Raw genomic sequence first — 13,512 nt, forward strand, 5'->3', positions numbered from 1 at the left:
AAGATTACAAAGGGCGTGGCAGCGTCAGGCGACCCCGCCAAACGTCAGCGCGACGACATCGGCAACTTTCGCCTCGTCCCATTCGATGCGGCGGTCGAGGATCAGCATCGCCAGGCCGTGGACGAGCGACCAGGCGTGGAGCGCCGCGACGTCGGGGTCCTTCACCCCGGGCAAGGCCTCGCCGACCCCGGCGCGCAGCAGGTTGTACGCCGTCTCCCCGCCATCACTGCCGGTCTCGCGATAACGCTCGGGGATCTTGCGCGTGAAGCTCAGGCGGAACAGCGCCGGTTCCTCGTGCGCGAAGCGGACATAGGCGATGCCGGTGGCCTTGAAGCCGGCGCTGCCGCCGCCCGCCTTCAACCACGCCTGCGCCTGCAAAGCGCCGAGCCGCCGCAGCCCCTCGTCGGCGAGCGCGTCGAGCAGCGCCTCCTTGTCGGGGAAGTGGCGATAGAGCGCGGTCGCGCTCACCCCGACGTCGCGCGCCAGCGCGCGCAGCCCCAGTTCGCTCTCGTCGCCCGCGGCAAGCCGCTCCATCCCCGCCGCGATCACCGCCGCGCGCAGGTCGCCGTGATGATAGGCACCCTCGGCCTTCGGTTTCGCCTCCGAACGCCCCTTTGCATTTTTCATGTTGACACTGTTACCTTTGTTGGTCATATATGTTGTCACTGTAAACATATCGAGTCGTCCGCGCAAGCCCACGCTGTGCGGCACCTTCGCCAACTTCCGCTCGAGGAGCAACATCATGGCCAGCAGCGTCGAAACCCTGATCCGCAGCGCCGTCACCAAGGGCATCGTCAAGGTCGCGGACTTCAACCGCAAGCGCCTCCCCCGCCCCACCGACGCGCACCCCTATCTCACCGGCATCCACAAACCGATGACCGAAGAACTGACCCTCGAAGCGCTGCGCGTCGACGGCGAAATCCCCGCGGCGCTGAAGGGCCGCTATCTCCGCAACGGCCCCAATCCCGCCATCGCCCCCGATCCCGCCAGCTATCACTGGTTCACCGGTGCGGGCATGGTCCACGGTATCCGCATCGAAGGCGGCAAAGCCGACTGGTATCGCAACCGCTGGGTGCGCGGCAGCGAAGCCTGCGCCGCGCTCGGCGAAGCGATCCCGCCCGGACCGCGCAGCGACGGCAACGACGCGCCGAACACCAATGTCGTCGGTTTTGCCGGCCGCACCTTTGCGATCGTCGAGGCCGGCGGCAAGCCGGTCGAGCTCAGCGATACGCTCGACACCGTCGCGCACAATCCCTTCGACGGCACGCTCGCCGGTTCCTACACCGCGCATCCGCACCACGACCCGTTCACGAACGAGACGCACGCGATCACCTATGCCGGAACCAATCCGAACCAGGTGTGGCACGTCGTCCTCGACGCCGACGCACAGGTCATCCGCGAGGAAGCGATCGCGGTCGCCGACGGGCCGTCGATCCACGACTGTGCGATCACCGAAAATTATGTGCTCGTCTTCGACCTGCCCGTCACCTTCTCGATGAAGTCGCTGCTCGCCGGCTATCGTTTTCCCTATGAATGGAACGACGCGCACCCGGCGCGCGTCGGCCTGCTTCACCGCAAGGGCCGCGGCGACGAGATCGTCTGGGTCCCGGTCGAGCCTTGCTATGTCTTCCACCCCGCCAATGCCCATGAGACCGCCGACGGCAAGGTGATCGTCGACGTCGTCGCGCACGAAACGATGTTCGCGCGCTCGAAACGCGGCCCCGACAGCGAGCGGTCGCGGATGGAACGCTGGACGATCGACCCCGTCGCCGGAACGACGGTGCGCACCGTCATCCACGACCATGGCCAGGAATTTCCACGCTACGACGAGCGGCTGACGACGCGCCCCTATCGCTATGTTTACAGTGTTTCCTTACCCGAGGGCGAGGCGGTCGAGATGATGATCGCCGACACGCGGCTATTCCGCCACGACCTTGAACGCGGGACCACCGACACGCGCGATTTCGGCCCCGGGCGCCATCCCGGCGAGTTCGTCTTCGTGCCGCGCAGCGCCGAAGGCGCCGAGGATGATGGCTGGTTGATCGGACTGGTCGTCGACATGAACGACGAGACCACCGACCTCGTCATCCTCAACGCCGACGATTTCAATGGGCCGGCACAAGCCGTCGTTCATCTGCCGCACCGCGTTCCGCCGGGGTTTCACGGCAACTGGGTCGCGGACTGACGAGACCGCGGCGCCACATCAGCATTTCGGTCACCGCCAGCGACCGCGCATTGTCGACATCGATCGCCGTCGCCCCGTCGCTCACCAGCAGCGGGGCGATGTCGACCTTCAGGTGGCGCGAGATGCGCCGGAAGATATGGTGGACCGGCCCCAGCCCGAACCGGAAGCGGAGCAGGTTGATCAGGCCGAACGCCTGCATCACGCGGATCGGCTTCTTGACGAACTGCCCGCCGCCGCGAAACGCCTCGGCCGCGCGCAGCGCGCCGCGATCGCCGATCCAGTAGGCGTTGCAGTTCGACACCGCGACGTCCGAAAATTCATAGAAGCGCCGCTGCCCCTCGGGATGCGCCGCCAGCACATCCTCGCGCCGCGCGAGCGCCACCCCGGCGCCAGCGCCCAGCCGCGCCGCCTCGCTGCCGATCTCGGCAATCGTCGCGGGCGTTAGCAGGCAATTGTCGGCGGTCGTGATGAACAACGGAAATTCTGCACGGTCGGCGACGGCCAGGACCGAGTCCGCCAGATTGTCGGCGGCCGGAACGATGACGAGCCGTTCGCCGAGCCGCTCGACCACGGGGTCGGCCAGATCGTCGAGCAAGCTTTCATGATGGGTCGAGACGAATATCCGCGCCGCGTCGGTCTGTAGCGCGCTGTCGAGCACATGCGCGATCATCGCCCGGCCTGCCACGGGGACAAGGCATTTGTCGCCGACCCCATGCGCCTCGGCGAGCGCGTCGACGGCACCCGGACGGCGACCGGCAAGGATCAGGATCGAACCGCTCATGCCGCATCCCTCCGCGCAAAACCGACAAGCTGACGGATCATGCTTTCGGACACGATCGTCTCGATCAGGTCGGCCTGCGTAAAGCCCGCCGCGACCGCCGCGCGGCCAAAGACCTTCTCCGACCATAGGTTGCAGTTGAGATTGACTTCGAGCAGCCGGATCTCGCCGGTCGCGAAATCGACGCGAAATTCGAACCGCCCATAATCGAAAGGCCGGAATATCTCGGCCATCTCCGTCGTATAGCGGGTCAGCCGCGCGCCGATCTCGGCATCGTCGAAGAGTTTCAGGCTGTATTTCTGGCTGCGGTCGACCAGATCGCGCTTTTCCTGATAGGTGCGCAAATGGCTCGGGTCGGCCTGCTCGAAGACCATCATCGGCAGCATCGCGGGTGCGCCGTCGATCGTGACCACCGGCACCTCGACATCGCTGCCGTCGATGAAGGGCTCGACGATCGCATCATGATCGAGCGCCTGCACCTCGGCGATCGCCTGCGCCAGTTCGCCCCGGTCGTGCGCATCGCGAATGCCCCACGACGCCGAACTGTTGTTCGGCTTGATCACCCAGCGCCGCGCCGGCGGACAGCGCGACACGTCGATTGGCGCCCCGCGACGAAACAATGCCCAGGGCGCAGTCGGAACGCCCCGCGCTGCGGCTTCGAGCTTGGTGAGATGCTTGTCGTCCGAAAGCCCGCGGACAATCGGCGAGGCACCCACATAGGGCAGCCCCAGCCGGTTGCAGAGCAAGGGCAGCAACATCTCGCTGTTATAGAAGCCGCCGCGATTCAGCAGCGGAAAGACGAAATCGGCATCGGGGCGCGCAAAGAGGTCGGCATAATTGTCGGCAACGACGAGCGGCATGCCGAGCCCTTCGAGTATCTCGCGCGTCTCGCGATGGTAAAGCGCGTGATTGCCGTCCTCGCTATGGAGCCCGCCGGTCCATTTCGCATGTTTGGCGATGAAAAGAAGCCGCTGGGTATCGCGCAGGCGATCCGGCAGCCGGGTCGGGGTGAGATCGGTGGTTCGCATGTGACGCTCTGACCATAGTCAGGTTTCATGCCGATGACTTTTCGATGACTAGCCTGAAACCAAAACGCCAAATCTCTGTCATCTTGGACCGGTAATTCGGGTGGATAGACCCCAATCCGATCGGATCCATCCGCATGCTTTTGAACCCGAAAAGTTTCGACAAAGACGGCTCGCGGTCGCACGGCGAATATGCCGCGCGGCTTGCTTCGGCGCTCGTCAGCGGAGGGGACGGGCGCATCCGGCTCGATGCGCAGGGCCGCAACCAATATTACGCCAGCGCCGCCCCCAGCGACGCGCTGGCCTATGGCTCATCGACGATCAGCAGCATTTCGGACCATGCTTTCGAGACGCTGGTCGGCCGGTGGCAAGACCGCCTCCACCGGCCGGTCGCGGCCGCCGACTATGCCGCGGAGCTGGACGCAATCCGTTACCGGCTCGGCGCATATTTCGGCCTTGGCGGCGAAGACGCGATCGTCTTCGCCGCGTCGGGAACCGATCTCGAATATGTCGGCCTGGCCGCCGCCTATGACGGGTGTCCGATCACGGCGGTCCTGCTCGGCCGCGACGAGGTGGGCAGCGGCTGCGTCCACAGCGCGGCGGGCCGTTTCTTCGCCGAAGAAACCGCCACCGGCGCGCGCGTCGTTGCCCAATCGGCAATCGACCAGGTCTTTGCCGGGATCGAGCTTGTCGACGTCGCGGTCCGCGATGCCGCGGGTCGCCCGCGCGCATCGGCCGCCGTCGCGGCCGAACTGTCGCTCCATATCGAGCGCGCCGCCGCGGGCGGCCGCCGCGCCGTCGTCCATGTCGTCCACGGATCGAAGTCGGGGCTGACACTCCCCGCGCTCGCCGATGTCGAGCGGCTCGTCGCAACGCATGGCGACGCGATGACCGTCGTCGTCGACGCCTGCCAGCTCCGCATCGCACCGCATGTCGTTCGCCGCTATGCCGATCTCGGCTGCGTGGTGCTGATGACGGGCTCGAAGTTTGCGGGAGGGCCTCCGTTCAGTGGTTTCGCGCTCGTTCCCGCTGCGCTGCGCGACCGCGCGCAGCCGCTGCCGCAAGGCTTCCGCCGCCTCGCCAACCGCGCCGAATGGCCCGCCGACTGGCCGGGCGCCGACTGCCTGCCGGCGAACGGCAATTTCGGACTTTTGCTCCGGCTGCAGGCGGCACTGATCGAAATCGAACGCTTTGCGGCCTTGCCCGCGGGCCGCGTAACGCACGTCGCGGCGCGGTTCAGCCATCATGTAATGCGCATCGTCAAACGCCTCGAACTCGCCGAAGTCCCGGGCGCCGGCGCAAGCTGCCTCGCCACCGAAACGCTGCGCACCCTCGACCTCTCGGCACGCTGGCCGCAATGCGATTTCGACACGGCAAAGGCGATGCACGGTCACATCGCCCGCCAGTCCCGCCAATGGTTCGGCCAAGAAATCCGTCTCGGCCAGCCGGTGAAGACGCATCCGCTGCTCGATGGCCGTATGGCGGGCACGTTGCGTTTGTCGCTCTCGATGCCGCTGATCGTCGAGATGGCTGCGATGGACGATATGGCGCTCGATCAAAGACTGGATCGCGACATGTCGCTCCTCGGCGCCGCAATTTCGACAGCGGGGGCGATGGCGCTCGATGCGCCCCAGCCTGCCCCCATCGGCTGACCGCAAAACCGGTCTCACCACACGACAAACAGGCCCGGATTCTTCGCCACGCCGTCCCGGCCGCACGGCTCATCGTGGAATCCGGCCTATTTTCGCAGCGCTTTCCCGTCGTGGGTCGTTTCTTCTTCACTATGACCCAGAAACTTCCCCTCTCCCGCCCCGCCATGAGCGCGATTGCCGCGTTCCTGGCCCTGTCCACGCCGGCCGCCTTTGCGCAGGAAGCCCCGGTCGTCCCGATGACGCCGCCGGTCGCCACGACGCCCCCGGTTGCCTCGCCGCCGACGGTGGCGCAGCCGAGCACGACGGCGCCTGTCGCCGCACCGCAGACGGCGCAGCCGCCCGCGCCCAAGCCGGTAATCCGCGTACCGCTCGATCTTCCTGCGGTGGAAGCTGAGCCGGCTCCCAAGGCAGCCGAGCCCAAAGCGGCTGCGGCACCGCAACGCGCTGAACGCCCGGCGCCGCGCCCGATCGCACGCGCCGCGGCCGAGCCGGTCGCGACGCCCGAGCCTTCGGCTCCGGCCACTGCCGAAACCGCCCCGCTGGCGAGCGAAGCGACCCCGGTCGTCGCGCCCGTGATGGCGCCCGCCGAACCGGTTGCCGAACCCGCCGTGCGTCCCGTCGAGACAGCAGCTACGGGCGATAGTTTCCCTTGGGAACTCGCTGGCGGAGCCGCCGCGCTGCTGATCGTCGGCGGTGCCGGCCTGGCTTTCGCGCGCCGTCGTCGTCGCAGCGAAGTCGACACCGTGGACGAAGGTATGAGCTATGAGGCGATGAAAGCCGCCGAGGCGGTGCCTTATAACCCGCCGCGCGAGGAATTGCCGGCTTCGCGCCCTGCGCTCGCCAGTACGCCGTCGTTCGCGGCTGCACCGAGCGGCAGCATGGGCCGTCACGAAGCGATGGCGCTTGCCGGTCCGACGCCCGACAATCCCTTTGCTACGCTCAAGAAGCGGCTCGCCCGCGCGCGCTTCCTTGATAGCCAGGAACGCGCCGAATATGACGCGACGCTTGCGGCGCAGAAGGATATGGCCCGCAAGCCGGTCAGCGCTTGGGAAATCGCCCAGCGTCCGGCGCCGGCCCCCGCCGAGCAGGAAGTGCGCCGCCCCGAACCGGCCCGCGTCCGCACCAGCTTCCGTCCGGGCTATTCCAAGAACTGACCGGCGGTCGCATAAAGAAAAAGGGCGGTGCCTCGCGGCACCGCCCTTTTTCTTTTGCAGGAACGCTTGCGGGCGATGCCCGCAAGGCCCCGAACCGAATTACTTCAGTTCGACGGTCGCGCCGGCGGCGAGCAGCTTGGCCTTCAGCTCTTCGGCTTCGGCCTTGTTGACGCCTTCCTTGACGGCCTTCGGCGCGCCTTCGACGAGTGCCTTGGCTTCGCCCAGACCCAGGCCGGTGATCGCACGGACTTCCTTAATCACGTTGATCTTGTTGCCGCCGTCACCCGTCAGGATGACGTCGAATTCCGTCTGCTCTTCGGCAGCCGGGCCAGCAGCGGCAGCAGCCGGAGCGGCAGCAACGGCAGCGGCGGCCGAAACGCCCCACTTTTCTTCGAGCAGCTTCGAAAGCTCGGCAGCTTCCAGAACGGTCAGCGCCGAAAGGTCTTCAACGATCTTTGCAAGATCAGCCATGTTCATTCTCCATCAGAACCGGGATATCCCGGCAGTAAGTTTCAAGGTTAGTTCGAAATCACGCTGCTTCTTTGGCGGCATATGCGCCAAAAACCCGCGCCAGCTGGCCCGCCGGGGCTGCGGCGATCTGCGCAACCTTGGTGGCCGGAGCCTGCACCAGACCGATGATCTTGGCACGCAGCTCGTCGAGCGAGGGAAGCGAAGCAAGCGCCTTCACGCCGTTCACGTCGAGCACCACGTCGCCCATGCCGCCGCCAACGATTTCAAGCTTGTCGTTGGTCTTGGCAAATTCCACGGCGATCTTCGCAGCCGAGACCGGGTCGGTCGAGGTCGCGAGGGCCGTGGGACCGGTCAGCAGTTCGCCGATGCCGGTGTAGGACGTGCCGTCGAGCGCGATTTTGGCAAGACGGTTCTTCGTGACGCGAAACTCGGCCCCTGCATCGCGCATCTGCTGGCGCAGCACCGTCGACTGAGCGACGGTCATGCCGAGGTTGCGGACGACCACAACAGCAGCAGCTGATCCCAGCGTAGCGTTCAGCGAGGATACGGCTTCGGCCTTTTCCGTACGATCCATGCCTATACTCCACTCATCTGCCCGGATGCGCGGGCGTCGAAACGCACACGCCGCCGGGCGGCTAAAAAACGCAGATACAGGCGCGAGCCGAGGCTCACCTGCATTTGCGTTGGCGATGTCCGATGGGGTCGGTCAAGACGCGTCGCCTGCGAAGGCAGGCGGGCGACCGAATAAGACTGTTCCCCGTCTCGGCTGGAAATTAAGAAGGGCAAATTCCCTTCACCAACTGTCTCGGACGGAATTGCCCCAAATCCGCAGAGCGCGAACCCGTGGCAACACGGGGGCGCTCATAGCGCTCGCGTGCGCAAAGTCAAGCCGGCGGGACGCTTGGCGGATGCCACGCGGTGTCATAAGGGCGAAGGCATGCTGACCATCCGCAAATCCACTTCAGCCGACGCGGTGCGCGTGATCGAGATCTGGCGCGACGCCGTCGATGCGACGCACGACTTCCTTACCCGCGAAGACAGGATGGCAATCGAGGAAGAGGTCCGGTCTTTCCTCCCTGCCGCGCCACTCTGGCTCGCCGTCGATCGCAGCGACCGGCCGCTGGGCTTCATGCTGCTCGACGGGTCCAGCATGGAAGCGCTGTTCATCGACCCCGCGCATCGCGGCCGGGGTGTCGGCCGCATGCTCGTCGAACATGCCCTCACCCTGCTCCCGGCGCTGACCACCGATGTGAACGAGCAAAATGCGCAGGCGGTCGGTTTTTATGAGCGCATGGGTTTTGTGCGGACGGGCCGGTCCGACCGCGACGGCCAAGGCCGTGCCTATCCGTTGATCCACCTGCGTCACGCGCCGCGCGGCTAGATCGCAGCCGCCCCGTTCCTCCATTTCATTCGCCCGTTTCTCCCAAATACCCCTTGCGCATCTTTCATTAAGATATATCTTAGAACTATCAAGAATCACTCTAAGGAAAGATATGATGCGATTTTACGGACATATGGGCGGCGGCTGCGGGAAGCGCCACGCCATGCATCGCGGCGGCCGCGGACGCGGTTTCGGTCATGGCTTCGGCCGCGGCTTCGGCGGGCGTCACGGCCATGACGACGAAGGGCGCGGTCCGCGCCGGCGGATGTTCGACAGCGGCGAACTGCGGCTCGTGCTGCTCAAGCTGATCGCCGACGAACCGCGCCACGGCTACGACCTCATTCGCCAGATCGAGGAACTGACCGGCGGCGCCTATGCCCCCAGCCCCGGGGTCATCTACCCCACGCTGACGCTGCTCGACGACATGGGCCAGATTGAGGCGCAACAGAGCGACGGAGCCAAGAAGCTGTTCGCGATTACCGACGACGGCCGGTCCGAACTCGACGCGAACGCCGGACTGGTCGACGGGCTGATCGCCCGCCTCGCCGCGATCGGCGAGGAACGGCAGCGCACGGATTCGGCTTCGGTGCGCCGCGCCATGGGCAATTTGCGGCAGGTGCTGGTCGACCGGCTCGGCCATCGCGATGTCGCTCAGGAAACCCTGCACGCCGTCGTCGCGCTGATCGACGAAGCCGCGCAGAAAATCGAGCGGCTGTGATGACGATATCCGCTACCGCAAATGTGCCGACTGCGCATGCGAGCAAATATCTGCAGCAGCTATGCAAGCACTGGCAGCATAACCTTGCCGTCGAGTTCACCGCCGAACATGGCACGGTGACTTTCCCGAAGGACGCGCGCGGCGCCGACTGGCCCGGCGACGGACTGGTCACCTTCGATGCCGGACCCGACGCGCTCGCGGTCCGCGTCGACGCCAGCGTCGACGGGCAGCTCGAGGGACTGAAAGGCGCCGTCGCGCGCCACCTCGACCGCTTCGCCTTTCGCGAAGCGCCGCTGACCTTCGACTGGCAGGCGCTCTAGCTGTCCGTCATTCCGGCCCTTCGACTGCCTTGCAGGCGCTCAGGATAAACTTCAGCCTTTGGCTGAAGGCCGGAATCTCGGCTTATGCTCCATGATGCAACGCAAGATCCCGGCCTTCGCCGGGATGACGGATAGATTCATATCGTTTTTCGATATTATCGATTGACGATAAACATGAATCGGCATATTGTTTTTCGATAAACATCCATCGGAGAATGACATGTCGACCGCCAGCCCGGCCCTTCTCGGTGCGACACGCGGCCTGCTCTGGCTCTTCCTCGGGCTGGTCGCCGTCGCCACGCTGCTCGTCCTCACGATCGGCGTCGCGCTGGCCTTTGCCTGGCCGGAAACGCTCGCCCATTTCAAGGACACCGGCGTTTTCCTCGACGTCGCCTCGGCGCGTGCGCCGCTCGGCTTCATGATGCTGCTGTTTCTCGCCATTCTCCTCGCCACCGCCTTCATGCTGCGCCAGCTTCAGGCGCTGGTCGCGAGCGCGGCAACCGGCGATCCTTTCGCGCCGACCAGCGCGCAGCGATTGCGCCGCGTCGGCTGGGCGCTGGTCGTCACGCAGGCGGCGGCACTGCCGATCCACTGGATTTCCAGCCGCATCGTCGCGACCGGCAGCGACCTCGGCAGTGCCGGCGGCCTGTCGCTTGGCGGGGTACTGGCAATCCTGCTCGCCTTCGTGCTTGCCGCGGTGTTCGAACAGGGCAGCGCGATGCGCGACGAACTGGAGGGCACCGTCTGATGGCGATCGTCGTGAAGCTCGACGATCTGCTCCTCGACCGGCAGATGACGCTCACCGACCTGTCGGAGCGCATCGGCATCACGCTCGCCAACCTCTCGATCCTCAAGACCGGCAAGGCCAAGGCGATGCGTTTTTCGACGCTCGAGGCGATCTGCACCGAACTCAATTGCCAGCCCGGCGACCTGCTGGCGTTCGAATCCGACGGCTGAACACAGCGCGGTTATCCCTCCCCCTCACCCGCCCCGGAATCTTGCGCCGGGGCGGGTTTTCTTTTGCCCGCGACGCGGAACGCAAGACATGGCAGGACGTTGGATCGGAGCGGCCCCGTCGGGCCGCTTTTATCGATGAAAGGAACATCCGTGACCGATGCCCAGGGGCTGCTCTGCCCGACCTGCCGCGTGAACCTCACCATGTCGGAACGCCAGGGGATCGAGATCGATTATTGCCCGCAATGCCGCGGCGTCTGGCTCGACCGCGGCGAGCTCGACAAGATCATCGAGCGCAGCGAGACCGCGAGTGCCCCGGCCCCGCGTGCATCCGCGCCGCCGCCGCAGCCCGAATATCGCGAGCGCGGCTACGACGACCGCCACCATGGCAAGCCGTACAAGAAGAAGTATAAAAGCTTCCTCAGCGATCTGTTCGACTGATCGTCAGCCGATGACCGCGTTCCGGCGCGCGTAGATGAAATAGACGCCGAGCCCGACGACGTTCCAGACCACGAACCAGAACTGCGTCTGGGCCGGCAGGCTGAAAAACAGATAGATGCAGCCGACCACCGCGATGCCGCCGACCACCCACGGCAGCGGCGTACGGAAGGTGCGCGGCGCATCGGGCGCGCGGCGGCGCATGATCAGCATGCACACCGACACCGCGCTGAAGGCGGCAAGCGTCCCTGCGTTGGCCAGCGCCGCCAGTTCGCCGAGCGGGATGAAGCCGGCGAGCACGGCGACGACGAGCGCGGTGAAAATGGTGATGCGCACCGGCGTCCCGCGCGACGACAGCTTGGCGAGGCTGGCAGGCAGCAGTCCGTCGCGTGCCATGGTGAAGAAGATGCGGCTCTGCCCGTAGAAAAAGGCAAGGATGACCGTCGGCAGCGCAATGATCGCCGATACCGCCAGATATTGCGCCGCGAGCGGGCTGCCGAGCTGGCGCAGGATCAGCGCCAGCGGCTCGGGGCTGTTGGCGAAACGTGTATAGGCGATGGCGCCGACCGCGGCGACCGCAACGGCGATGTAGATGGCGACGCACGCAACCATCGATCCGACGATGCCGATCTTGAGATCGCGGTCGGGGTTCTTCGCTTCCTCGGCCGCAGTCGCGATCGCGTCGAAGCCGTAGAAGGCGAAAAAGATGATCGCCGCCGCCGCCATCACCCCGCGTTCGACGCCGTCGGGACCCATATGCTTCGCAAAGCCATAGGGGCTGAAGGGTTCGAGGTTCGCGGCATCGAACGCCGGCAGTGCCACCGCGACGAAGACCACCAGCGCAACGATCTTGACCAGCACCAGAACGGCGTTGAGCGTCGCGCTCTCGCGCGTACCGACGAGCAGTAGCCCGGCAACGATGGCGATGATCGCGATCGCCGGCAGGTTAACGATCCCGCCGAGTTCGGGCCCCTGCATCAGCGCCATCGGCACACCCGCCCATGCCTGTAACAGCGGCGCAGCATAACCCGACCAGCCGACCGCGACCGCGCTGACCACCAGCGAATATTCGAGGATCAGGCTCCACCCCACGACCCAGGCGAGCAGTTCGCCGATCACGACATAGCTATAGGTATAGGCGCTGCCCGACGCCGGGATCATCGTCGCCATTTCGGCGTAGGCGAGCGCGGCGCAGGCACAGATCAGACCCGCGATGCCGAACGACAGGATCACTGCGGGGCCCGCCTTGTCGGCGCCGACACCGATCAGCGTCAAAATACCCGTGCCAACGATCGCCCCGACGCCAAGCGCAATCAGATGCGGCCAGCCGAGCGTCCGCGCCAGCGCCTGCCCCTCATGTGGTTCGGGAATGATCGGTTTGCGGCGAAACAGGCTGTCGGTCATGCGTGGGCTCCCCATTTTGCCCGCTTGTGCGATGGGACGGGCCCGAAGGCAAGGCGGTCAGGCGGGAATCCGCATGATCGACCGGGCATAAAGCGACAGCGCGGCGGAAAGCAGAACGGCACAGCCATAGGCCGCCAGCGGTCGCCAGGTCACCATGGCAGCGCCCGCCGATGCGCCGGCCACCAGCCCGCCCCACAGCCCGAGATGCGGCAACCAGTGGCCGTCGCCCTCGCGCCGTAACGCATTGGCGATCTTTTGCCCCATCTGCACCAATGTTCCGGTCATATAGGTTACGCCGACCACCGCCCCGTCGCGTCCCTCGAACGCCGCATTGGCGACGCCCATCGCGAGGGCCAGGCAAGCGACAGCCGGCCACCCCGCATCGGCGAGACGCAGCGCGAAAGCCGCGCCCAGCAGCGACGTAACACATGCGAGCACCAGCGGCGTCCGTACCCGCCGGAAGCGCGCCGCGATCAGCGAACCGGCAACCACGCCGCTCACGAAGATGGCGATGAGCGCGCCCGCGATCAGCGCGGCATCGCGCCACTCCGCTACCCCCACCGCAAAGCGGGTCGAGTTGCCGGTCATGAAGGAAACGAAAAAGCCCGCCGATTCGACGAACCCGGTCGCATCGACGAAGCCGGCAAGCATTGCCGTTCCGACCGCAAGCATCCGAACCCGGCGGTCGAAACGGATCATCGCCTCAGACCAGCGCTTCGATCGCTTCGGCCAGCTTCGCGTCGCGTTCGGACAGGCCGTCCGCGTCGTGCGTGGTCAGCAGGATGTCGACGCGGTTGTAGACGTTCGACCATTCGGGATGATGATCCATCTTCTCGGCGATGATCGCAACGCTCGCCATGAAGCCGAAGGCCTGCGCGAAATCGGCGAATTTGAACTGGCGGGTGATGGCGTCGCGCTGCGGCTCGTGCGTCCACTCGGGGAAGCGGGCAAGGAGAGCGCTGCGCTGCGCATCGTCGAGTTTCTGGACCATGTCTTTTCTCCCGCTGGTCAATATCGTGCGGCCGCCATAAG

17 protein-coding genes are annotated in these 13,512 nt (G+C 65.8%); 9 read left to right on the top strand and 8 right to left on the bottom strand.

Annotated features, from left to right (window positions below; all coding sequences use genetic code 11):
- Positions 1–24: 24 nt before the first annotated feature.
- Entirely contained in the window at positions 25–627 is a 603-nt protein-coding gene (locus tag LH19_RS15800) for a TetR/AcrR family transcriptional regulator (RefSeq protein WP_234715947.1), read from the bottom strand.
- A 115-nt stretch (positions 628–742) separates the two neighbouring features.
- Between LH19_RS15800 and LH19_RS15805 the strand changes: the two genes are divergently transcribed.
- Positions 743–2,185, top strand: coding sequence for an 8'-apo-carotenoid 13,14-cleaving dioxygenase (locus LH19_RS15805; RefSeq protein ID WP_054729955.1), 1,443 nt, complete (start codon positions 743–745; stop codon positions 2,183–2,185).
- On the opposite strand, the gene LH19_RS15810 is transcribed toward LH19_RS15805, so the two are convergent.
- Both LH19_RS15810 and LH19_RS15815 read right to left on the bottom strand, forming a co-directional pair.
- Positions 2,106–2,966, bottom strand: a complete 861-nt coding sequence (locus tag LH19_RS15810) for an NTP transferase domain-containing protein (protein ID WP_082395779.1) — start codon at positions 2,964–2,966, stop codon at positions 2,106–2,108. The two genes, LH19_RS15805 and LH19_RS15810, sit on opposite strands and share 80 nt — an antisense overlap.
- The gene (locus LH19_RS15815) at positions 2,963–3,991 is read right to left on the bottom strand and encodes a D-alanine--D-alanine ligase family protein (protein WP_054729957.1); all 1,029 of its coding nucleotides are present in this window, start codon (positions 3,989–3,991) and stop codon (positions 2,963–2,965) included. Before LH19_RS15815 ends, LH19_RS15810 begins: the two co-directional genes overlap by 4 nt.
- A 134-nt stretch (positions 3,992–4,125) precedes the next feature.
- On the opposite strand from LH19_RS15815, the gene LH19_RS15820 reads away from it, so the two are divergent.
- Positions 4,126–5,640, top strand: coding sequence for a hypothetical protein (locus LH19_RS15820; protein WP_054729961.1), 1,515 nt, complete (start codon positions 4,126–4,128; stop codon positions 5,638–5,640).
- A gap of 164 nt (positions 5,641–5,804) precedes the next feature.
- Positions 5,805–6,794, top strand: a complete 990-nt coding sequence (locus LH19_RS15825) for a hypothetical protein (protein ID WP_054729970.1) — start codon at positions 5,805–5,807, stop codon at positions 6,792–6,794.
- Between the two features lie 99 nt (positions 6,795–6,893).
- Here LH19_RS15825 and rplL read toward each other — a convergent pair whose 3' ends face one another.
- A complete protein-coding gene (rplL, locus tag LH19_RS15830) occupies positions 6,894–7,265 on the bottom strand; it encodes a 50S ribosomal protein L7/L12 (RefSeq protein ID WP_054587123.1) in 372 nt (123 codons plus the stop codon).
- Positions 7,266–7,323: 58 nt separating this feature from the next.
- On the bottom strand, positions 7,324–7,839 hold the full coding sequence (gene rplJ / locus LH19_RS15835; RefSeq protein WP_054729973.1) for a 50S ribosomal protein L10: 516 nt from the start codon (positions 7,837–7,839) through the stop codon (positions 7,324–7,326).
- Between the two features lie 363 nt (positions 7,840–8,202).
- On the opposite strand from rplJ, the gene LH19_RS15840 reads away from it, so the two are divergent.
- The 6 genes from LH19_RS15840 to LH19_RS15865 all read left to right on the top strand — a co-directional run bounded on the left by LH19_RS15840 (position 8,203) and on the right by LH19_RS15865 (position 11,079).
- Positions 8,203–8,646: an acetyltransferase gene (locus LH19_RS15840; protein ID WP_054729976.1), complete on the top strand. Its 444-nt coding sequence runs from the start codon at positions 8,203–8,205 to the stop codon at positions 8,644–8,646.
- A 112-nt stretch (positions 8,647–8,758) separates the two neighbouring features.
- Entirely contained in the window at positions 8,759–9,364 is a 606-nt protein-coding gene (locus tag LH19_RS15845) for a PadR family transcriptional regulator (RefSeq protein WP_407696662.1), read from the top strand.
- Positions 9,364–9,684: a DUF2218 domain-containing protein gene (locus LH19_RS15850; protein ID WP_054729980.1), complete on the top strand. Its 321-nt coding sequence runs from the start codon at positions 9,364–9,366 to the stop codon at positions 9,682–9,684. The genes LH19_RS15845 and LH19_RS15850 overlap by 1 nt, the downstream gene beginning before the upstream one ends.
- Before the next feature lie 220 nt (positions 9,685–9,904).
- Positions 9,905–10,432, top strand: a complete 528-nt coding sequence (locus LH19_RS15855) for a DUF2975 domain-containing protein (RefSeq protein WP_054587119.1) — start codon at positions 9,905–9,907, stop codon at positions 10,430–10,432.
- On the top strand, positions 10,432–10,641 hold the full coding sequence (locus LH19_RS15860) for a helix-turn-helix domain-containing protein (RefSeq protein ID WP_054729982.1): 210 nt from the start codon (positions 10,432–10,434) through the stop codon (positions 10,639–10,641). The genes LH19_RS15855 and LH19_RS15860 overlap by 1 nt, the downstream gene beginning before the upstream one ends.
- Before the next feature lie 135 nt (positions 10,642–10,776).
- On the top strand, positions 10,777–11,079 hold the full coding sequence (locus LH19_RS15865; RefSeq protein ID WP_054729986.1) for a TFIIB-type zinc ribbon-containing protein: 303 nt from the start codon (positions 10,777–10,779) through the stop codon (positions 11,077–11,079).
- A gap of 3 nt (positions 11,080–11,082) precedes the next feature.
- Here LH19_RS15865 and LH19_RS15870 read toward each other — a convergent pair whose 3' ends face one another.
- Genes LH19_RS15870 through LH19_RS15880 form a run of 3 tightly spaced genes read right to left on the bottom strand, consistent with a single transcriptional unit; the run spans position 11,083 to position 13,471 of the window.
- Positions 11,083–12,480, bottom strand: a complete 1,398-nt coding sequence (locus LH19_RS15870) for an amino acid permease (RefSeq protein WP_054729989.1) — start codon at positions 12,478–12,480, stop codon at positions 11,083–11,085.
- 57 nt (positions 12,481–12,537) lie between these two features.
- Complete coding sequence (locus tag LH19_RS15875; protein ID WP_054729992.1) at positions 12,538–13,179, bottom strand: YoaK family protein; 642 nt, start codon at positions 13,177–13,179, stop codon at positions 12,538–12,540.
- A gap of 4 nt (positions 13,180–13,183) precedes the next feature.
- Positions 13,184–13,471, bottom strand: coding sequence for a 4a-hydroxytetrahydrobiopterin dehydratase (locus tag LH19_RS15880; RefSeq protein ID WP_054587114.1), 288 nt, complete (start codon positions 13,469–13,471; stop codon positions 13,184–13,186).
- Between the last annotated feature and the right edge of the window lie 41 nt (positions 13,472–13,512).

The sequence above is a fragment of the Sphingopyxis macrogoltabida genome (genome assembly GCF_001314325.1).
In the GTDB taxonomy this organism is placed as follows: Bacteria; Pseudomonadota; Alphaproteobacteria; order Sphingomonadales; family Sphingomonadaceae; genus Sphingopyxis; species Sphingopyxis macrogoltabida.